The sequence below is a fragment of the Vibrio sp. Of14-4 genome (assembly GCF_022347625.1).
GTDB lineage: Bacteria > Pseudomonadota > Gammaproteobacteria > Enterobacterales > Vibrionaceae > Vibrio > Vibrio pristinus.
This window is the reverse complement of the sequence record NZ_JAKRGI010000004.1, coordinates 103,024-122,569: the sequence shown is the minus strand read 5'-3', so window position 1 is coordinate 122,569 and position 19,546 is coordinate 103,024. Positions and strand designations below refer to the sequence as shown.

Sequence of the window (19,546 nt, the reverse complement as noted above, 5' to 3'; positions counted from 1 at the left end):
ATCAGCACTGCCATTTTATTAGGGTACGTAATCTCTTTCTTACAGGAATATTATTTATGAGTCGCTGCTTTCATCGGTGAAACAAACTTAGATAGCTGCACCAGCATTTCTTCTGGGGCTTCTGTGTGTGTTTCTATGATTTTAACCACTGCTGAGCCTGAAATCGCACCTGCGGCACCTGCATCAATCGCTTGTTTCACTTGCTCTGGTGTTGAGATACCAAAGCCGAGTAGGGCGGGTGGCGCATCGTATTTATTGAGCCTGTCGAGTAAATCACTGACTGGCATATTGGCTTTTGTTTCCGCTCCTGTCACTCCAGCGCGTGAGAGCAAATAGGTGTATCCACTGCCTAATTCCGCTACTGACTTTAAGGTGTCATCAGAGGCGGTAGGCGGCACAATAAAGATAGGCTCAATGCCATGTTTGGTTGCAGCTTCTACAAATTCGGCGCTTTCGTTTGTAGGTACATCGGCGATTAACACAGAATCGATGCCTGCGTTTGCGCAGCGCTGATAAAAGTTATCAATGCCGCGTGCAAACACTAGGTTTGCGTACATGAGCAGTCCGATTGGTAAATCTGGGTACTTTGCACGAATTTCTCCAATCAGATCAAAGCAGATCTCTGGGGTCGCGCCAGATTCAAGTGCACGAATATTCGCTCCTTGAATGGTAGGGCCATCAGCCAAAGGATCGGAAAAAGGAATGCCAAGTTCGAGTGCATCTGCTCCCGCTTCGACCAGCGTTTCCATTATTTTTAACGACTGAGCTGGGTTAGGGTCGCAAACCGTAACAAAAGGAACAAATGCGCCTTGGTTTTGCTCGTTTAAGCGTGCAAACATTGATTGGTAACGGCTCATTAGATCACTCCTTTTTCTTCTAAGATGGCATGTACGGTGAAGATATCTTTATCGCCGCGTCCTGATAGGTTAACAACCAATAACTGTTCTTTCTCCGGGTTCTCTCGAGCCATACGAAGGGCGTGAGCAAGAGCGTGTGAAGACTCAAGGGCAGGAATGATGCCTTCACTGCGAGCCAACTCCTGAAAAGCGTCTAAGGCTTCATCATCGGTCACATTGTCATATTCGGCGCGACCAATCGCATTTAAATGCGCATGCTGCGGCCCGACAGAGGGAAAATCTAAGCCAGCAGATACAGAATAAGACTCTTCAACTTGTCCATTGCTATCTTGCATCAGTGGCGCTTTCATACCAAAGAAGATGCCTGTTTTGCCGTGTTTTAGTGGCGCGCCATGTTGGTCGGTATCAATACCTTTACCAGCAGGTTCAACCCCAATCAGGCGAACATTTTCTTCCTCGATAAAGTCTGCAAACATACCAATGGCATTTGAGCCTCCGCCCACACAGGCAATCACGGCGTCTGGCAGGCGACCTTCGCGTGCCAAAATTTGGTTTTTGGTCTCTTCCCCAATCATACGCTGAAAATCGCGTACTATGGTTGGGAATGGGTGTGGCCCTGCTGCTGTGCCCAGAAGGTAATGGGCTTGCTCATAGGTTGCTGACCAATCGCGAAGGGCTTCGTTACACGCATCTTTTAGCGTGGCTGAACCTGAGTGAACGGGGATCACTTCTGCTCCCATCAACTTCATTCGAAACACATTAGGGCTTTGACGTTCCACGTCTTTTGCACCCATGTACACTCGACATTTTAGGCCCAATAAAGCGCAGGCTAGGGCAGTGGCTACGCCGTGTTGGCCCGCTCCGGTTTCGGCTATGATCTCGTTCTTGCCCATACGCTTAGCAAGCAATGCTTGGCCAAGTACTTGGTTGGTTTTGTGTGCGCCGCCATGGAGAAGATCTTCACGCTTTAAGTAAAGTTTGGTCTTTGTCCCTTTTGTTAAATTGCGTGTTAGGGTCAAAGCGGTAGGGCGACCCGCATATTCTTGTAGTAAGCCCATAAATTCACTACGAAAGTTGGGATCGTCTTGAGCATCGATGAAAGCTTGCTCAAGCTGCTCTAATGCAGGGACAAGGATCTGGGGGACATATTGACCACCATATTCGCCAAAATAGGCATCAAGTTTTGCCATGGTTCTATTCCTTTAATCTCGGCTGGCGTCGTTTCAAACCCCAGCACAATCGTTATTTGTTATAGGTTCAATGCTTATTACTGACTCAGTAGTTACGAATAGCTTGGAATGCTTGCTGCAATTTCTCGCCATCTTTTTTTCCGGGAGAGACTTCAACGCCTGAGTTTAGGTCTAAACCTAAGCAGCCTTGTTCAGCGGCTTTTTGAGCATTAAAAGGCGAAATACCACCTGCCAGCATAACTTGTTTGGTGTTTTCAATCAGAGACCAGTCAAAGACAAGGCCAGTGCCTCCAGTTTGCGCTCCTACTTTAGTATCAAGCAAGTGACGATTGACAGGTGTTTTAAGCATATTTGGTAAGGCATCAGTAACGCCGTATGCTTTCCAAATCTCAATACCTTCGCTTAATTGATTATTCAGGGTTTCAACATAGTCTTGGTCTTCATCTCCATGCAATTGAACAGCAGTTAACCCTATTTGATTGGCGATATCTGCGACTGTTTCAACCCTGTGGTTTTGGAATACACCCACATACTGCAAAGGGGCTCCAGACATTGTCTGGCGAGCAGTTTCAAGCTCAACACAGCGCTTAGATTTAGCAACAAAAATTAACCCGCCAAAGACGGCTCCTGCTTGGTAAGCTTTGGCTGCATCATCTGGATTGGTTAAACCACAGACCTTATTTTCGCCGAGTGTCACTTTGCGCACTGCTAGCTCAAGATTATCTTCAGCCATTAGTGAACTACCGATAAGAAAACCATCGGCAAACTTGGCTAGGTCACGTACTTGCTGGTGTGTGTAGATGCCAGATTCCGAAATAACGGTTGCTTGTGGTGCTAGCTCTCGTATTTTGGGTGCCAACTCTTTGGTGCGGTTAAGATCGGTTGTCAGATCGCGTAAGTTACGATTATTAATGCCAATCACTTTTGCATTAAGTTCGACAGCTCGCTGAAGTTCTTCTTCATTACTGACTTCAGTTAAAATGCCCATATTGAGAGAGTGGGCGACGGCGGCGAGTGCGTTATATTCCTCATCGCTCAGTACCGACAACATAAGCAGAATAGCATCGGCTGAGTAATGACGCGCCAGGTAGATCTGATAAGCATCGATAATGAAATCTTTACATAACACAGGTTGTGAAACTTGACGTCTTACCTGTGGTAGAAACTCAAAGCTGCCTTGGAAATATTTTTCGTCGGTGAGGACTGAAATCGCGTCCGCGTGCTTTTTGTAAACAGAGGCGATGTAATCAAGGTCGAAGTCTTCTCTAATTAGTCCTTTGGAAGGCGAAGCCTTTTTACATTCAGTGATGAATGCGGTTTTCTCACCGCTCACGGCTTGATAAAAGCTGCGATCAGATGGCGTGAGTGCTCCTTTAAACTCAGACAGAGGTAAAGACGATTTGTGTTCTTCTAGCCACAGGTATTTGTCACGGACAATTTTTGCCAATACTTCCGCCATCTGAGCTTCTTTAACGGAGATATGTTCAGAGAGTTTATCTTTTGTCTGAGTCATGGATTTCTTACCTTATCCTAGAATAATTAATTATGGGCTGATAACTGCTTCACGAGTTCAAACGCTTTGCCTGAATTCATGATATCAATGGCTTGCTTGGTATTGTCTTTGAGATTGTCACGACCAAAAAGCCGCATCAGCAGAGCAACATTGACTGCGACCGCACCGATTTGAGCATCTGTGCCTTTACCCGTAAGAATATTAGTGATGATGGCTTTGTTTTCCTCGGGTGCGCCGCCCTTTATCGCTTCTAATGGGTGTGTGGCGAGACCAAAATCTTCTGGGAGTAGAGTGTACTCGATAATTTGCCCATCTTTGATTTCTGCCACAGTGGTTTGACCATGAATCGCAACTTCATCAAGGCCGCTGCCATGTACCACAGCCGCTCGTTTCATGCCCATCTTGAGCATGGTTTCAGCAATCGGTCTAACTAAATCTTCACTGTATACGCCCATAAGCTCAATACTTGGTCTAGCGGGGTTAATAAGTGGACCAAGAATATTGAAGATAGTTCGCGTTTTCATTGTTTGGCGAACGGGCATCGCGTGGCGAACCCCACTGTGATATTGAGGGGCGAAGAGAAAAGCTACGCCCAACTTATCCATGGCAGAGCGGCTGGTTTCAGCGCTCATCGCAAGATCAATACCAAACGAGTCCAACAAATCCGAAGAGCCGGATTTACTCGAAACACTGCGGTTGCCATGTTTGGCAACTTTTAGGCCGCAAGCCGCTGCAACAAAGGCTGCTGTGGTTGATATGTTAATGGTATTATGACCATCGCCACCCGTGCCAACAATATCTGCAAAATCATAGTCGGGGCGAGGAAATGGATTTGCATTATCAAGCAACGCAGTCGCGGCGCCAGCAATTTCATCGGGTGTCTCGCCTTTGATTTTTAGCGCGGTGAGTGCCGAAGCCATCAAAATCGGGTCTAGTTCGCCGCGAATAATCACATCAAACAGCTGTTTGCTTTCTTCTTGGGTCAGAGAGTTCTGTTGGTAGAGTTTATTAATTATATTATCCATGTCTCTTTCCTTATTGCTGCATTGCGTGTGTTTCTGAATTTTCTAGCGCCCATTCAATGGCATTAGCGAGCAAGGTGGCGCCTTGTGTGGTCATTATTGATTCGGGGTGGAATTGAAATCCACAGACTTTATCTTGTTCTTGCACTACAGACATGACTAATCCATCAACTTCTGCGGTAACCGTTAATGAGCCTGGCACATCAGTTGCGACAAGGGAGTGATAGCGCGCGATTGCGATGGGAGAAGGTAAAGTCTTATAGATGGCATGATGTTGGTGTTCCATCATAGACACTTTACCATGGACAATATCACCAGCCCCATCGACCTGACCGCCATATGCCTCAACAATTGCTTGATGGCCAAGGCAAATTCCTATCATAGGCACTTTACCTTTAAGGTTATTGATCACTTCTGGCATTGAGCCTGCTTCTGATGGCGCTCCGGGTCCAGGAGAAAGGAGCAAAACAGGGTTATTAAGTTTCTCTACTGCAGCCTCGATGGTTGAAGCAGGTAAGCTATTGCGGTAAATGGTGACGTCGTGGCCTAGAGAGCGGAACTGATCGACTAGGTTGTAGGTGAATGAATCGAAGTTATCAATAAATACTATATTAGCCATCTGCTTAGTGCTCCATATGTGCTGCTTGAATAGCAGAAATCACGGCTTGTGCCTTACTGCGAGTTTCGTCGGCTTCTGCTTGAGGGTCAGAATCAAATACGACTCCAGCACCTGCTTGAACGTGTGCTATTCCATCTTCAACATAAGCCGAGCGGATAACGATACAAGTGTCTAATGTGCCTTCACCTGTTAGATAACCTACTGCGCCGCCATAACTGCCACGGCGACATTGTTCTACGTCGCGAATAAGCTGCATAGCCCGGATTTTAGGCGCGCCAGTTAGAGTGCCCATGTTCATACAAGCTTGATAAGCATGCAGTGCATCTAAGTCATCGCGTAGTTGACCTACAACGCGAGAGACTAAATGCATTACGTGGCTATATCTATCCACCTTTAATAAGTCAGCCACATGGCGTGAACCTGCTTGCGAGATACGGGCAACGTCGTTTCGCGCCAAATCAACCAACATCATATGTTCGGCATTTTCTTTTTTGTCGCTGCGCAGTTCGAGTTCGATGCGGCTATCTAGGTCAAAATCAATTTGGCCATCCGGCTTTTTGCCTCTTTTACGTGTGCCTGCAATCGGGTAAATTTCAACTTGGTTAGTGTCAGTTTCGTATTTAAGGGCGCTTTCAGGCGATGCACCAAACAAAGTGAATAGCTCGTCTTGCATGTAGAACATATATGGGCTGGGGTTGCTTTGTTTTAACTCTTTGTAGGCAATAAGAGGAGATGGACAAGGCAAGGTAAAACGACGAGATGGAACAACCTGAAAAATGTCACCTTTAACCACATATTGCTTGAGATCGCGAACAATTTGGCAAAAATCTTGGTCACTAACACTGGGTTGAGGTGAAATATTACTGTGTTTATCGGCGATGGGTAATGGCTTAAGGTCCGCACACTGTTGTTGGATATCTTGTATACGTGCTTCTAGCTTGTCTTTTTCTGTACATCCTGCAAATAAGCTTGCCTTTATATCACACGATTGGCGCTGGTGATCGACCACAATAAGGGTTTCTGCGACGTAGAATACGTAGTCTGGGCATCTATTTTCGCTTGATGCTTCACCAAGAGGTTCGAAGTTTGCGACCAAATCATAGGCAAACAAGCCACCAAGAAAGACCGCATTTTTATCCTGTTCGCTGATGTTGAAACTATGCTGTATCAGACGAAGCGCATCGAAGGAAGAAGCTTCACGTAGTCGAGAGTCTTCATCGAGCGTGTTGCATGGCTCTTCAAATTCTATGGTGAGTTTCTCACCATCAAAGACGTGAGTGATATTAGTGTGGATATTCTGGGTTAAATGCGCCAGCAATGAACGACCATTATTGGTCAGCGCCTGCATGGTGACAGTATGTCCAAAGCAGACAATACGGACCGCTGAATCAACAATTAATAAGCTTTTTAAGTTCTGCTTGGAGTCAATCTCTGCAGATTCAAGTAGTAAGCTATCGGTTTTGTTTTCACACAGAGTGTGAAACAGACGAGTTGGGTCTAATGTGTAGGGTGCGTTTACATGAATGACTTCTAAGTCACCCAGCTTTTTAATCTCAATGGCCTTGTTCACAAGACCTCCTTTCATATTGTTCATTTCTTCTTCCCGCTTCACATAGTCGCACAAACAAAAGCTTCACCCAATGTTGAATTTGACCGAATTGGTAGTTGTTTAACCAGTTAACTGCATTATATTCGACAAAACAAAAAGCCCGCTTTAAAAGCGGGCTTGATACTATTTATTTAGTAAATCACAAGTACGTATCAGCCCACCTAGCAGTAACCCAAGTACGCCACCAAGAAAGGTTTGCAGAAAGATCAAATTGTCCTTTCTTTGCAAGATTCACTTTTTGGTTTGGGTTAAACTCTTGTAACATGGTAAGCCTTAAATGACACACTTTGTATTTGTGTACTAGTAAACTAGTTCATGCGTAAAAAGTCAACTAAAAAAGTAAGTTTATGAAAATTGATTTACATAGCCATACGACTGCATCAGATGGACGGCTATCAGTAAGCGAACTAATAGACAGAGCAATCGACTTCGATATTAATGTATTGGCCATAACGGATCATGACACAGTGGATGGCCTGAAACATGCGCATCACTATGTGGACACAAATCAGTTACCCATCACCATTATCAATGGGATAGAAATATCGACGGTATGGCAAAATAAAGATATTCATATTGTTGGCCTTGATATTGACCCTGAGTCTAAGCAACTGAGCGAATTGATCGACAAACAGAAGCAGCATCGTCAAGTTCGCGCTGAGTTAATTGCCGAGCGTTTGGCTAAGGCAACAAACGATAGGGTGTATGAAGAGGTTAAGGCTATTGCTGGAGAGGCGTCGATTACCCGTGCTCATTTTGCGAAATGGCTAGTTGATAACGGCTATGCCAAAACGATGCAGCAAGTATTTAAAAAATACCTAACCCGTAATAACCCAGGTTATGTGCCGCCGAATTGGTGCTCTATCAACGAGGCTGTCGATGCGATACATCAAGCTGGGGGGTTAGCAGTGCTTGCCCATCCGGGGCGTTATAACTTGACCGCTAAATGGCTCAAAAGATTGATTGGCGCTTTTTCTGACGCTGGAGGAGATGCCATGGAAGTTGCTCTGCCGCAGCAAGGGCAACAAGAAAGGCGTAATCTGGCAGATTATGCGATACAATACAATCTATTGGCTTCTCAGGGGAGCGATTTTCATTATCCTTCACCTTGGACAGAGCTGGGCAGAAACCTGTGGTTACCATCGGGTGTCGAACCCGTATGGAAAGATATGCCAATCTGCCAATAAGTAGCTAGACTTTCCAAGCCAAAGTATGAAGTCACAGATTAACTTCATGTCCGACTGTAAATTTACTCGGTCGTATGACCATAGCATTAATAAAAATTATAGAGTCGAGAGACTCAGTGATGAGGAATTATAATGAGCCAGTTTTTTTATGTGCATCCAGAAAACCCTCAGGCTCGCTTGATTAATCAGGCTGTGGCCATCATTCGTAATGGTGGTGTTGTTATTTATCCCACTGACTCGGGATATGCGCTTGGCTGTCAATTAGAGAACAAACAAGCGTTGGAAAGGATCTGTAAGATCCGTAAATTGGATGAAAAGCATAACTTTACTTTATTATGCCGTGATTTATCTGAGCTCTCTATCTATGCGCGTGTAGATAATGGTGCTTTTCGTCTGTTAAAAAATAACACCCCGGGCCCTTACACCTTTATTTTTAAGGGGACCAAGGAAGTACCTAGACGTTTGATGAACAGTAAACGTAAAACCATAGGCATTCGTGTGCCAGATAATCGAATCGCACTCGATTTACTGGAAGCCTTAGGTGAACCATTAATGTCCACATCACTGATATTGCCTGGCAATGACATCACCGAATCTGACCCAGAAGAAATTAGAGATAAGCTTGAACATGCTGTTGATTGTATCCTAAACGGCGGTTATTTAGGTGAGCAGCCGACGACGGTTGTCGATTTTAGTGAAGATGAGCCTGTTATTGCTCGCGTGGGCTCAGGCGATCCATCTGCATTCGAGTAATTTAACTAGGATAGTGTCTAGAATAAACAGAGCTTAAGATATTGATGTTTATGCTCTGTTTAGCCGCAAATTTCAAATTGACTGCTATGCTGATTGTTAAGTCTCATCAATCACATCGAAATTATGCGCAACACTGCCATCTCCCTCTACTTTTTGAGTATTCCTTGTTTTTCCGCGCCACTGGAAATAAGCATTTTAGATATTGACGGTCGACCAGTTGAAGATGTTGTTGTTTACGTTACTGCTTCAAACTTGCCTAATGAAACCGATCCCCCTGAGGATCTAGTTACTGAAATATCCCAAGAAAATCGCGCTTTTCGACCCTATGTCTCAGTAGTCAGGGTGAATCAGCCTGTGCTGTTTACCAATAAAGATGACATATCGCATCACGTGTACTCAATAGCAGGTCCCTTGGATTTCTCTTTCGTCATTCGATCAGAGGAAAGTGGTGTATCTAAGTCTTTTCCTAGTGAAGGCATCGTCGGGGTAGGGTGCAATATACATGATTGGATGAGCGGATATATAAAGGTTGTTGACACACCGTATTACTCCATAACGGGCACCTCTGGCAGAGTGAAAATGACCTTGCCGGATAATATTGAAAATGCCGAGGTTATTGCATGGCACCCTCAAATGAATGAAGTCCTAAAAACAGGGCTTGGTGAGCAAACAAGCATCACTTTGTCTCTCACTAAGGAAATGTCGCCTATACCTAAGCAGAAAAATTCACAAATGATTGATTTCTACGGTAAGTACAGATGAGCGGGTTCAAAAGTATCCAGACACAAATCTTGTTATCATTTGTGGCCGTATTAGTCATTGTACAGAGCATACTCTTTTATTCCCTGTTTCAATCAAACTCAGATGAAAGAGCAGAGCGAGCTCAGATACAGCTGAATACCGCGCAGGCAGTGTTCGAAAATCAGATGGCACAACGAACAGAAAACCTATCGGGATTTGCTCAGACTGTTGCCAAGGACTTTGGCTTAAAGCAGGCGTTAAGAGAAGATATTAGAAGCTTTTTGGTTGCGCTTAATAACCATAGACAACGTATTGATGCAGACTTGGCCGTTTCTATCGACAAAGAAGGACAGTTTATTGGTAAGTTGACGTATGACAAAAGCAGCAATCGTACAAGTGCTAATACTGAATCTGACTTTTTGAACATGCTTGATCTAAATGCAACAGATGAAAACAGGCCAATTCTCTACGAGTATCAAGGAAATGTATATCAGGTAGTACTTGTTCCAGTAAAAAGCGGTAATGTACTGGTTGCTTGGATCGGTTTTGGATTTGCGGTTGACCGAGAACTTGCCGAACAATTATCGGTTTTAACTGGTATGAACATTGACATCGGGTATCAAATTGACGGTCGTTGGACCTTGCTCGCGAGTAGCAATCCGGATGTTACAGATAAACAGCTAACGACTGAAAAGCTAAAAGACAACAATAAAAGCTTGGTCACCACCCAAGTTGAGATTGGGTTTACCGATGACAAAGCTCTCATTGCTACGCTTTATCTAGCCAGAGAAGACTTATTCGCTACTTTACAAAAACGCTGGCTTCATATTGTTCTTATCGTTTTGGGCACATTTGGTTTTTCAATTATCGCTGCTTACCTTTTATCGAAAAACCTAGCTAGACCATTACAAGAGCTGGTAAAGAAGGCAAAAAATATTGCTCATGGTAAAGACAATACTCAACTAAACGTAAATCGCGAAGATGAGCTAGGTGTGCTCGCCCATGAATTTAACTTGATGAATCAGGCGGTAAACAATAGGGAAGCGGAACTCAACTTTAGAGCTTATCATACCGATCTCACTAAAATGCCCAATAAACGCAAGTTATTTGATGATATTGACTATTTGATTCGTAAAGAGTGCGATGGTTTTTTACTGATTCGATTCCGTGTCTTAGAGTTTGAAGAACTTAATTTCAGCTTGGGTTTGGATACCGGCGAGGAGCTACAGCTTGCTGCTGCAAATCGGTTGATGGCTTTGGAGGACGAAGCGCAATTTTATCAACTTTATCCCTCTGAGTTCGCGCTTTTGACTGCTTGCAATACAGTCCAAGCGGATGAACAAAGCATTAATGTGATCCTGCAATGTTTGTCGGGCCTAGTAAATTTGCAAAGAATATCGGTCACACTGCATACCGCGTCTGGGTATTGTTACTATCCGAAGCATGGTGAAAATGCTCGAGAGTTGTTACACAATGCCGGCATTGCGTTGCAGCAGGCAATGAAATTGAAAGTCCCAAGCCTAGAGTTTGCGTCGAGTATGGCGAAAAGTGCGCTGATGAGAGTGCGCCTTACTCATGAACTAACAGAGGCTATCGAGGGCGATCAATTGATGTTACATTTTCAGCCCAAGCTGAATTTAAAAACATCTAGAATTGATAAGGTCGAAGCGCTAGTCCGTTGGATACACCCTGAACTAGGTATGATTCTACCTGATGAATTTATCGAAATTGCGGAGACAACAGGACAAATTGATGCCCTTACTGATTGGGTGATAAAAAATGCGCTTAATCAACTGGGTATTTGGAAAGAACTTGGTTTTAGTCTTGGTGTGGCGATTAATGTTTCAGCGGTTAATCTCAAGCAAAAATGTTTTGATAGTCAGGTACTCAATTTAATTGCCCACTCTGGTTGTGACGCAAGTATGATTACTATTGAAGTGACCGAAAGTGCCTTAGCTGAAGATCCAGAGCAAGCCCTCTTAATATTAGATCGACTGTCTGACCGCGGTTTGTCTATTTCGATCGACGATTATGGCACTGGGTATTCATCTTTGTCACAACTTAAGCAACTTCCTGCTTCAGAACTTAAAATTGATAAGGCTTTTATCCTCAATGTCGCGACAGATGAACATGATAAGACCATTGCTAGATCAACGATAAGATTGGCGCAAGAGTTTGGTCTGAGAACCGTTGCTGAAGGTATTGAAGACAAGGCCTCTCTTGATTGGTTAACTGAAAATGGTTGTGATTATGCGCAAGGCTATTTCATCAGTCGCCCACAATCTGCAGAACAGCTCACGCTGTGGTTGAAAACGCTGAATGAGCAGTCATGGCCAATTGAAGAGCCCGTTCATTACCTTTCTTAATCTAATTTACGGCGAATAAAAATCTTAGAAGCGGTGCTACCTAGGATCTCAACCTACTTTGACGACAAAAATAAAGCATGCGTTTTCAGTGATATTTTGCGATAATATGCGGCCGCGATTTTAGGTCGCAATGTAGAATCGACGTCTGAGAAGACGACACATAGGTAGATGAATGAACGAGAAATTACAGAAAATACTCGCGAGAGCAGGTCATGGTTCACGACGCGAACTCGAAACTTTAATTAAAGCAGGTCGCGTGAGTGTAAATGGAGTCGTCGCTAAACTGGGTGAGCGACTAGAAGATGAAAATGCTGTCGTTCGTATCGATGGACATATTGTTTCTGCCAAAGCTCAGGAAGAAGTGGTTTGTCGTGTACTCGCTTATTATAAGCCTGAGGGAGAGCTTTGTACTCGTCATGACCCAGAAGGCCGTCGCACTGTTTTTGACCGTCTGCCGAAGATTCGTGGTTCTCGTTGGATTTCTGTGGGTCGTTTAGATGCGAATACATCTGGGCTACTTCTGTTTACTACTGACGGTGAATTAGCAAACCGATTGATGCACCCTAGTCGACAAGTCGAACGTGAATATTTGGTTCGCGTATTTGGTGACGTTGATGAGAAGAAAGTCCGTAACCTTGTAAGTGGCGTAGAGCTGGATGATGGCACCGCACGTTTTGAAGATGTGGTTTATGCGGGTGGTGATGGAATGAATCACACCTTTTACGTTGTCATCAATGAAGGGCGTAATCGAGAAGTACGTCGTTTGTGGGAATCTCAGGACTGTACAGTTAGCCGCTTAAAGCGTGTTCGCTATGGGGATATTTTCCTTGATAAGAAACTGCCTCGGGGTGGATGGATGGAGCTTGATCTTAAAGAGGTAAACTACTTGCGTGAGCTTGTAGAACTGCGTCCAGAGAAAGAGACATTATTGGACGAAAACAAAGCCAATACGTCACGCAAGCGTGAGCGCTCTCGAAGCCAGAAAATCCGCCGTGCGGTAAAACGCCATGAAGAAAGAGTGAACAGTGGTGGTCGCAGTAATAACCCCGCTCGAAGAAAGACTCGAAGAAGCGCAGGAGAGCAAGGAGCTCGCAATAAACAGCGCTAAATCATATACATTAAAAAGCAGCCTAAGCTGCTTTTTTAATATTCTATCTAGACAAATAAAGTGCCTTTAAGTGAGGTGACGGCTTGTCCCGCAAGCTTTACTCGGTCATTTTCTAACTGTTCCATATGGACGTAACCACCTCTTGCTGAAGCTTGATAAGCGGTGAGCTTGTCTTTACTGAGTTTTTCTGACCAATACGCTGATAAAGCACAATGGGCTGAGCCTGTTACCGGGTCTTCATTGACACCGACCCAAGGAGCGAAATACCTAGAAATAATCTCGTAGTTTTGATTGCTCGCATGTGAGGTCACTATGATGCCGCGTCCAGCCTCAGCTACAAGGGATGAAAAGTCAGGATTGAGGTTCACAACCGAATTTTCATCAATGACTTCAATCAGTTGTTTATTTTCGAAGTCGCATACTGAAACGATCTGCTGCTCTGATAACCCAAGGGCCATTCTTTTTTTGTCGGATAACTTTGCGTTATATGCTAGTGTCGGAGAAGGAAAGTCGAGTTCGTAGCCATGGTGCAAAGCATTAACTGTTAGCTCACCAGATAACGTATGAAAGGTAGCCTCATGCCCTGTAGTGAGTTTGCCTTGCTCTTTCAGTATGTGGGCGACCGCTAGTGTGCCGTGTCCACATAGCTTTACTTCTACTTCTGGTGTGAACCACCTTAGATTCATCTCTTCCATTGAAAGAAAAGCAGTTTCTGATACTGCCATTTCTTTAGCAACAGAAAGCATAAGGTCCTCGCTTAGTGGGTTTTGCGTTATACATACACCAGCGGGGTTTCCTTTAAAGGTTTCGCTTGTAAATGAGTCAACCTGATAAATGTCTAATTCCATTTTGTGAAACTCCCAATCATTACTTTTAAAGCGTTTGGTTTAGCTCAAAATAGCGGCCTTTATCTGACATTAGTTTTTTATGGGCTCCGTATTCAACGATTCTGCCTTGCTCAATAAGGCAAATTGCATCCATCTTGTCGAGGTCAACCAGTCTGTGAGTAATAAACACGACCGTTTTATTTTCAAAGTGTTGATTGAACAACTGCATAATTTGGTATTCGGTTTGCTTATCCAGACCTTCTGTCGGTTCGTCAAGAAGCAAAATAGGGCCATCATGCAATAGCGCACGAGCAATGCCAATTCTACGCTTTTCTCCGCCAGATAGCTGTCTTCCACCGTCTCCAAGCCAACTATCTAATCCTTGTTCATTGATAAGCTTGGATAAGCCGACCTTTGATAAAGTTTCCTGCAATTGCTCGTCAGTCGCATCAGGTGATGCCATAAGTAGGTTATCACGCAGGGTGCCATTGAGTATGTCTACCCTTTGACTGACCACTGAAATAGTGTTGCGAAGCTGGCTTTCACTCCAGTCAGTAATAGGTTGCCCTGCGATTTGTATATATCCTGTTTGCACATCCCAGAATCGATTGAGTAACTGTAATAGTGTTGATTTACCTGAACCTGTTTGACCTACGATGGCGACTTTTTGTCCTGCTGGTATAGCAAGGTTTACATCATCGAGTACATTGACTCCGCTGTCCGGGTATTGGAAACAAACATTTTTGTACTCTATGGAATATGATGGTGCGTTTTGTGTCGGTTCACATGGGAACTCTACCTCAGGAGTCGACAGGACAATCTCATTGAGTCGACGAGCCGAAGTGATGGTTTGTCCAAGGTGTTGGAACGCGCCTGCAATGGGCATGAGAATTTCTACACTTGCCATAGTGGCAAAGACAACGAGTGCAATCATTGGGTTAGGCAGCTGACCGCCGACACCATCAGCAGCAAGCCACAGCATAAGAGCAATCATCCAACCATTGGCGAGAATGAGTAATGCCTGAGCAATGCCAGTGAAATGGGCGTTGAAACGCTGATTATTTAGCAAGCGCTCTTGAATGGTATAGATAGCATTTCGGTAACGCTCTTCTGCACCAAAAAGAGTAAGCTCACTGTAACCTTGCAACCAATCCAAGGTAGCTATACGTAACGCTGCTTTATTGTTGGTAAGCTCACGTCCATTTCGTTTGCCGAGTTTGTAAAACAAAATAGGCCAAATCAAAAGTAGGCTAATCAAAATGGCGCCAAGTATTAGACCGAGTTTGGCATCAAACCAGCTGATAAGAGCAGTAAGTCCTAATATGCCCAGCGAGCCAACAATCATAGGACTTATCAGCCTGAGATAAACATGATCCATGGCATTGATATCGGCAACGAGGCGATTGAGTATATCGGCATCTCTTAGGTTAGAAACTTTCCCTGGGATCAAAGGAGCAAGCTTAGAGAAGAAAAAGATACGTAAGTCAGTTAGCAGCTTAAAGGTAGCGTTGTGACTGACGACTCGCTCTCCCCAGCGTCCTGCTGTACGGCCCATAGCGAAGCCACGAACAAAAGCGCCGGGTAACATATAATTGAAAGTTTCGCGCGCTATGGTTAACCCTGCAACGGCTGCTGCAGACAAAAACCACCCAGAGAGAGTCAGCAAACCAATGGAAGCAAGTAGTGTCAGCAATGCCAGTAGCATACCGAGCGACAAACCGAACCAATGTTTCTTATAAAGCTTTAGGTAGGGCACTAAATCACGCATCTAGATTCCCCTTATTGGTGTCACAAAGCGCTTGATTAGCCAAAAGCATCTTTTTGAATAGGCCTTCTTGATTACTCAGTACGCTGAAACTATCTTGTTGGACGATTAAACCATTTTCCATAACTAAGATTTGAGAGACGTTTTTTAGTGGTTGAAGCTGATGAGTCACCATTAATGAGGTTTTGCCTTGAATTTGATTAGATAAGCCTTTCATCACTAGTCTTTCGCTGCGAGCATCTAAACTTGCAGTTGGTTCATCCAGCAGCCAAAAGTTGCCGTTTTGCATCATGGCCCTCGCCAGAGCAATACGTTGCGCTTGTCCTACGGATAGGCCGCCTGAACGATCTGAAATTGGGTAGTCGAGTCCATGTTGTTCAACAAATTCAGATGCGTAAGATTCTTTTAATGCATTCTGAATCTCGTCTTCGCTGACATCATTTTTGCCTAATGTAATATTTTCTCGAATAGTGCCATGGACGAGTAGAGGGTTTTGACCCACCCAGCTGATCTTCTCCCGCCAATTAGCGAGATCCAGTTGTGTTCTTTCAACCCCGTTAATCGTCAATGATCCCTCGTAGGGCAGAAATCCTAATATGGCATTGACCAAACTAGTCTTTCCCGCGCCGCTCGGACCAACTAAAGCGGTATGCTGGTTTGATTTGATCTCAAAGTTTATCGGGCCAAGTAGCTTTTGCCCTTGTGGTGAAAAGACTTCTAAGTTTTTAGCACAAATGGTTACGCCATCCTTGACACTTAACTTACTATCACCTGAACGTACGCTGGTTGCTTCCGTCTCTAAAAATTCGACTATGCTGTCTGCAGCCCCAACCGCTTGTTGTTTTGCGTGATAGAAAGTGCCCAAATCACGCAGTGGCTGATAAAACTCAGGCGCTAGGACCAATATGAATAACCCTGCCATGAGGGTGACTCCTAACCCATAGTCGCCAATATTGATTTCTCCAATAAAGGCAAAGCCAAAGTAGACAGCGGTGAGGGCGATAGAAATTGATGTGAAAAACTCGAGTATGGCAGAAGACAGAAATGCGATTTTCAAAACATCCATGGTACGAGAGCGAAATACTTCGGAGGCGCCTCGCATAACTTCTGTCTCGGCTTGAGTCCGATCAAACAACCGGATGGTGGTCATTGATTGCAATCGGTCATAAAAATGACCTGACAACCGTTGCAGCGCTTTAAAGTTTTTACGGTTTGCATCGGCTGCTTTCATACCGACTAGAGCCATAAATAATGGCACCAGTGGCGCTGTGATCAAAAAGATTAAACCTGCGACCCAATTAACTGGGAAAACCACGATTAGAATCACTATCGGAACGATAACAGCGAGCGACATTTGGGGTAGGTAACGAGCGAAGAAGTCATGCATATCTTCTACTTGTTCCAGCAATAGCGTTGCCCATGCTCCGGCAGGCTTACCTTTGATATAGGCTGGACCTAGCTCTCTCAGTTTATCGAGGATCAACTGTCTAATATAGAGACGAACTTGCTCGCCGCATCGATATCCAGCAAGCTCTCGGCCCCAGGAGCATAAAGCTCGAATACCGACGGCACCACAAAGCGCAAAAAAGAGAGGGATGAGTTGCTGCTTTGGAACCTGATCAATGATTAATTGCTGAAGGATAGTCGCCAATAAAGCGGCTTGAGCCAGTAAAAATAGGCTTGAAAGAATACCTAGACCAACAGCAGTCATGAGCCAGCGTTTTGCTAGCTTACTCTGCTGCTTAAGCCATTTGTTCAAGCTGCGCTGTTTATTTTTGTCCATTATGAGGCTTAATGATAATTATTTTTGATGACTCTAAGTGGGCGATTATACAAAAGAAAGCCTCATGGTCATACCATAAGGCTTTCAGGTTTTGACTCAAAAGTGAAAAATATTATTTACCTTCTGCAAGTGCATCTAAATATCGCTCAGCATCGAGTGCTGCCATACATCCTGTTCCGGCCGACGTTATGGCTTGACGATAAGTGTGATCCATTACATCCCCAGCGGCGAACACACCCGGAATACTGGTTTGAGTGGCGTTACCATTGAGTCCAGATTGAACAATGATGTAACCATCTTTCATTTCAAGCTGGCCTTGGAAAATACTTGTGTTTGGCTGATGTCCGATGGCGATAAAGGTTCCCATTACGTCAAGCTCTTCAACCTGACTAGACTTGGTGTCTTTGATGCGAACCCCTGTGACACCCATATCATCGCCGACCACTTCTTCTAGCACTCTGTCGGTATGAAGAACAATATTGCCATTCTCTACCTTGTCCATTAATCGACGAATAAGAATTTTTTCAGCCCTGAAGCTGTCTCGTCTGTGGATTAGGTGAACTTCAGAAGCAATGTTTGAAAGGTAGAGAGCTTCTTCCACCGCTGTATTACCGCCACCAACAACGGCTACCTTCTGGTTGCGATAGAAGAAACCGTCACAAGTTGCACAGGCAGATACGCCTCGCCCCTTGAATGCTTCTTCAGATTCTAGGCCGAGATATTTTGCTGAAGCCCCAGTGGAGATAATAAGCGCATCGCAGCTGTATTCACCACTGTCTCCTTTTAATCTAAAAGGGCGTTGGCTCAAATCCACTTGATTAATGTGGTCAAAAATAATCTCTGTTTCGAAGCGCTCAGCGTGTTCTTTCATTCTCTCCATTAGCGCTGGTCCTGTTAGCCCTTCTGGATCGCCTGGCCAGTTTTCGACTTCTGTTGTCGTTGTAAGCTGACCGCCTTGTTGCATACCAGTCACAAGCACAGGGTTTAGGTTTGCTCTTGCAGCGTATACAGCTGCTGTGTAACCCGCAGGGCCTGAACCAAGAATAAGAAGCTTGCTGTGTTTGATGTCGCTCATTAGTGCTCCGCTGATCATTAGACTAAACAATACTCTTCGATTGTATGGAATATGGGCTTACAATGAAAGAGCCATCAAGGCTCCTAAGTGTAAGTAATGGTTATAGCTTAGAACGCAAACGATATCGCTTTGTTCATACCAGTGAGAAGTGTTACTTGAACAAGTATTTCGATAGTCTGCTAGATCATTCGGCCATTTCATGACTAACCAAAAATGGTTAGCTGTGTTGTAATAAATAATGACTTAGTAGGGTCTAGTTCAGAATCATAGAAAATAAGGATGTAATGTGAATATAACTCCTTTATCGCCCCACATCGGCGCTTTGGTTGAAGGTGTAGAGCTTGCTGACCTCAATGATGGTGAGTTTGATGCGCTTTATCGAGCTTATCTTGATCACAAGGTATTATTTTTCCATAACCAAAGCATGACACCAGAGCAGCATATGTTCTTTGCTAAGCGATTTGGTCAACTTGAACCTGTTCATCCGTTTTTTCCTCACTTGGAAGAGCAAGAACAAGTGGTGGTGATTGAAACTTCACCAGGTAGTCCTCCAAGTAAAAGTTATTGGCATACAGATCTGACCTGGCAATCAATCCCTTGTCGCTGTTCTATCTTGCATGCCCAGTTATGTCCAGAGACAGGTGGTGATACCATCTGGACATCAATGGAAGCAGTATGGTTAAGTTTGACGCTGAATGAGCAAAATGCACTTAGACGGTTAACTGCGACTCATGCTTTACATGCGTTTGAGGGAAGTCGCTATGACTCAGTAACCGCAGATGGCCAGAGTCGAGTCGCGAAAATATCTACTCAGTATCAACCTGTCACACATCCTCTTATTGTTCGTCACCCTGAAACGGGAAACCCAACGGTGTATGTTAACGAACAGTTTACTCGAGAGGTTGATGGCCTCTCGAGTAAGGAAAGTGAAGCTTTACTAAATAAGCTTTATCAGCGTGCAAGACTGCCAGAATTTCAGGTTCGATTTTCTTGGCGGCCCGGCTCTGTAGCAATATGGGACAACGTATCTACCCAGCATTTTGCTGTGACTGATTATGGCGATAAGCCACGTCGACTACATCGTGTTACTGTGCGAGGAGAAGAGTTAAAGCCTTATTAAGCAATAAGATG

At 44.4% G+C, this 19,546-nt stretch carries 17 protein-coding genes and 1 other annotated feature; of the genes, 6 read left to right on the top strand and 11 right to left on the bottom strand.

Going from position 1 to position 19,546, the window contains the following annotated elements; translation table 11 throughout:
- Positions 1–50 precede the first annotated feature (50 nt).
- The 7 genes from trpA to MHN79_RS05785 all read right to left on the bottom strand — a co-directional run bounded on the left by trpA (position 51) and on the right by MHN79_RS05785 (position 7,075).
- The gene (gene trpA, locus MHN79_RS05815) at positions 51–857 is read right to left on the bottom strand and encodes a tryptophan synthase subunit alpha (RefSeq protein WP_239172083.1); all 807 of its coding nucleotides are present in this window, start codon (positions 855–857) and stop codon (positions 51–53) included.
- A complete protein-coding gene (trpB, locus tag MHN79_RS05810) occupies positions 857–2,047 on the bottom strand; it encodes a tryptophan synthase subunit beta (protein WP_239172082.1) in 1,191 nt (396 codons plus the stop codon). Before trpB ends, trpA begins: the two co-directional genes overlap by 1 nt.
- 85 nt (positions 2,048–2,132) lie before the next feature.
- Positions 2,133–3,560, bottom strand: coding sequence for a bifunctional indole-3-glycerol-phosphate synthase TrpC/phosphoribosylanthranilate isomerase TrpF (gene trpCF / locus MHN79_RS05805; protein WP_239172081.1), 1,428 nt, complete (start codon positions 3,558–3,560; stop codon positions 2,133–2,135).
- 26 nt (positions 3,561–3,586) lie between these two features.
- Positions 3,587–4,585: an anthranilate phosphoribosyltransferase gene (trpD, locus tag MHN79_RS05800; RefSeq protein WP_239172080.1), complete on the bottom strand. Its 999-nt coding sequence runs from the start codon at positions 4,583–4,585 to the stop codon at positions 3,587–3,589.
- A gap of 10 nt (positions 4,586–4,595) precedes the next feature.
- Positions 4,596–5,201, bottom strand: a complete 606-nt coding sequence (locus MHN79_RS05795; RefSeq protein WP_239172079.1) for an aminodeoxychorismate/anthranilate synthase component II — start codon at positions 5,199–5,201, stop codon at positions 4,596–4,598.
- A 4-nt stretch (positions 5,202–5,205) separates the two neighbouring features.
- Positions 5,206–6,771, bottom strand: coding sequence for an anthranilate synthase component 1 (locus tag MHN79_RS05790; protein ID WP_239172078.1), 1,566 nt, complete (start codon positions 6,769–6,771; stop codon positions 5,206–5,208).
- A gap of 129 nt (positions 6,772–6,900) precedes the next feature.
- Positions 6,901–7,003 (bottom strand) — a sequence feature (Trp leader region).
- On the bottom strand, positions 6,950–7,075 hold the full coding sequence (locus MHN79_RS05785) for a Trp operon leader peptide (RefSeq protein ID WP_239172077.1): 126 nt from the start codon (positions 7,073–7,075) through the stop codon (positions 6,950–6,952). (Overlaps the previous feature by 54 nt.)
- Before the next feature lie 82 nt (positions 7,076–7,157).
- Here MHN79_RS05785 and MHN79_RS05780 point away from each other — a divergent pair, with 82 nt between their 5' ends.
- The 5 genes from MHN79_RS05780 (at position 7,158) to rluB (ending at position 12,965) form a co-directional block, all read left to right on the top strand.
- On the top strand, positions 7,158–7,997 hold the full coding sequence (locus MHN79_RS05780) for a PHP domain-containing protein (protein WP_239172076.1): 840 nt from the start codon (positions 7,158–7,160) through the stop codon (positions 7,995–7,997).
- A 132-nt stretch (positions 7,998–8,129) separates the two neighbouring features.
- On the top strand, positions 8,130–8,750 hold the full coding sequence (locus tag MHN79_RS05775; RefSeq protein ID WP_160931128.1) for an L-threonylcarbamoyladenylate synthase: 621 nt from the start codon (positions 8,130–8,132) through the stop codon (positions 8,748–8,750).
- A gap of 123 nt (positions 8,751–8,873) precedes the next feature.
- Positions 8,874–9,512 carry a hypothetical protein gene (locus tag MHN79_RS05770; protein WP_239172075.1) on the top strand — a complete coding sequence of 213 codons (639 nt, stop codon included), beginning with the start codon at positions 8,874–8,876 and terminating at the stop codon, positions 9,510–9,512.
- Positions 9,509–11,857, top strand: coding sequence for an EAL domain-containing protein (locus MHN79_RS05765; RefSeq protein WP_239172074.1), 2,349 nt, complete (start codon positions 9,509–9,511; stop codon positions 11,855–11,857). The genes MHN79_RS05770 and MHN79_RS05765 overlap by 4 nt, the downstream gene beginning before the upstream one ends.
- Positions 11,858–12,029: 172 nt before the next feature.
- On the top strand, positions 12,030–12,965 hold the full coding sequence (gene rluB / locus MHN79_RS05760) for a 23S rRNA pseudouridine(2605) synthase RluB (protein ID WP_152430650.1): 936 nt from the start codon (positions 12,030–12,032) through the stop codon (positions 12,963–12,965).
- A 47-nt stretch (positions 12,966–13,012) separates the two neighbouring features.
- Here the strand turns inward: rluB and MHN79_RS05755 are convergent, their stop codons facing one another.
- The 4 genes from MHN79_RS05755 to trxB form a co-directional block, all read right to left on the bottom strand.
- Positions 13,013–13,813 (bottom strand): PhzF family phenazine biosynthesis protein, encoded by an 801-nt coding sequence (locus MHN79_RS05755; RefSeq protein WP_239172073.1) that lies wholly within the window; start codon positions 13,811–13,813, stop codon positions 13,013–13,015.
- A gap of 25 nt (positions 13,814–13,838) precedes the next feature.
- Positions 13,839–15,560: a cysteine/glutathione ABC transporter ATP-binding protein/permease CydC gene (gene cydC, locus MHN79_RS05750; protein WP_239172072.1), complete on the bottom strand. Its 1,722-nt coding sequence runs from the start codon at positions 15,558–15,560 to the stop codon at positions 13,839–13,841.
- Complete coding sequence (gene cydD, locus MHN79_RS05745; RefSeq protein WP_239172071.1) at positions 15,553–17,340, bottom strand: cysteine/glutathione ABC transporter permease/ATP-binding protein CydD; 1,788 nt, start codon at positions 17,338–17,340, stop codon at positions 15,553–15,555. Before cydD ends, cydC begins: the two co-directional genes overlap by 8 nt.
- 112 nt (positions 17,341–17,452) lie before the next feature.
- Complete coding sequence (gene trxB, locus MHN79_RS05740; protein WP_239172070.1) at positions 17,453–18,415, bottom strand: thioredoxin-disulfide reductase; 963 nt, start codon at positions 18,413–18,415, stop codon at positions 17,453–17,455.
- 286 nt (positions 18,416–18,701) lie between these two features.
- Here trxB and MHN79_RS05735 point away from each other — a divergent pair, with 286 nt between their 5' ends.
- Entirely contained in the window at positions 18,702–19,535 is an 834-nt protein-coding gene (locus MHN79_RS05735) for a TauD/TfdA family dioxygenase (protein ID WP_239172069.1), read from the top strand.
- Positions 19,536–19,546 lie beyond the last annotated feature (11 nt).

Excerpts from the sequence above, each read along its gene's own strand:
- cydD (WP_239172071.1), bottom strand. The coding sequence starts at position 17,340 with ATGGACAAAAATAAACAGCGCAGCTTGAACAAATGGCTTAAGCAGCAG.
- trxB (WP_239172070.1), bottom strand. The coding sequence starts at position 18,415 with ATGAGCGACATCAAACACAGCAAGCTTCTTATTCTTGGTTCAGGCCCT.
- trpB (WP_239172082.1), bottom strand. The coding sequence starts at position 2,047 with ATGGCAAAACTTGATGCCTATTTTGGCGAATATGGTGGTCAATATGTC.
- cydC (WP_239172072.1), bottom strand. The coding sequence starts at position 15,560 with ATGCGTGATTTAGTGCCCTACCTAAAGCTTTATAAGAAACATTGGTTC.
- MHN79_RS05780 (WP_239172076.1), top strand. The coding sequence starts at position 7,158 with ATGAAAATTGATTTACATAGCCATACGACTGCATCAGATGGACGGCTA.
- MHN79_RS05755 (WP_239172073.1), bottom strand. The coding sequence starts at position 13,813 with ATGGAATTAGACATTTATCAGGTTGACTCATTTACAAGCGAAACCTTT.
- rluB (WP_152430650.1), top strand. The coding sequence starts at position 12,030 with ATGAACGAGAAATTACAGAAAATACTCGCGAGAGCAGGTCATGGTTCA.
- trpD (WP_239172080.1), bottom strand. The coding sequence starts at position 4,585 with ATGGATAATATAATTAATAAACTCTACCAACAGAACTCTCTGACCCAA.
- trpCF (WP_239172081.1), bottom strand. The coding sequence starts at position 3,560 with ATGACTCAGACAAAAGATAAACTCTCTGAACATATCTCCGTTAAAGAA.
- trpA (WP_239172083.1), bottom strand. The coding sequence starts at position 857 with ATGAGCCGTTACCAATCAATGTTTGCACGCTTAAACGAGCAAAACCAA.
- MHN79_RS05765 (WP_239172074.1), top strand. The coding sequence starts at position 9,509 with ATGAGCGGGTTCAAAAGTATCCAGACACAAATCTTGTTATCATTTGTG.
- MHN79_RS05775 (WP_160931128.1), top strand. The coding sequence starts at position 8,130 with ATGAGCCAGTTTTTTTATGTGCATCCAGAAAACCCTCAGGCTCGCTTG.
- MHN79_RS05785 (WP_239172077.1), bottom strand. The coding sequence starts at position 7,075 with ATGTTACAAGAGTTTAACCCAAACCAAAAAGTGAATCTTGCAAAGAAA.
- MHN79_RS05770 (WP_239172075.1), top strand. The coding sequence starts at position 8,874 with ATGCGCAACACTGCCATCTCCCTCTACTTTTTGAGTATTCCTTGTTTT.
- MHN79_RS05795 (WP_239172079.1), bottom strand. The coding sequence starts at position 5,201 with ATGGCTAATATAGTATTTATTGATAACTTCGATTCATTCACCTACAAC.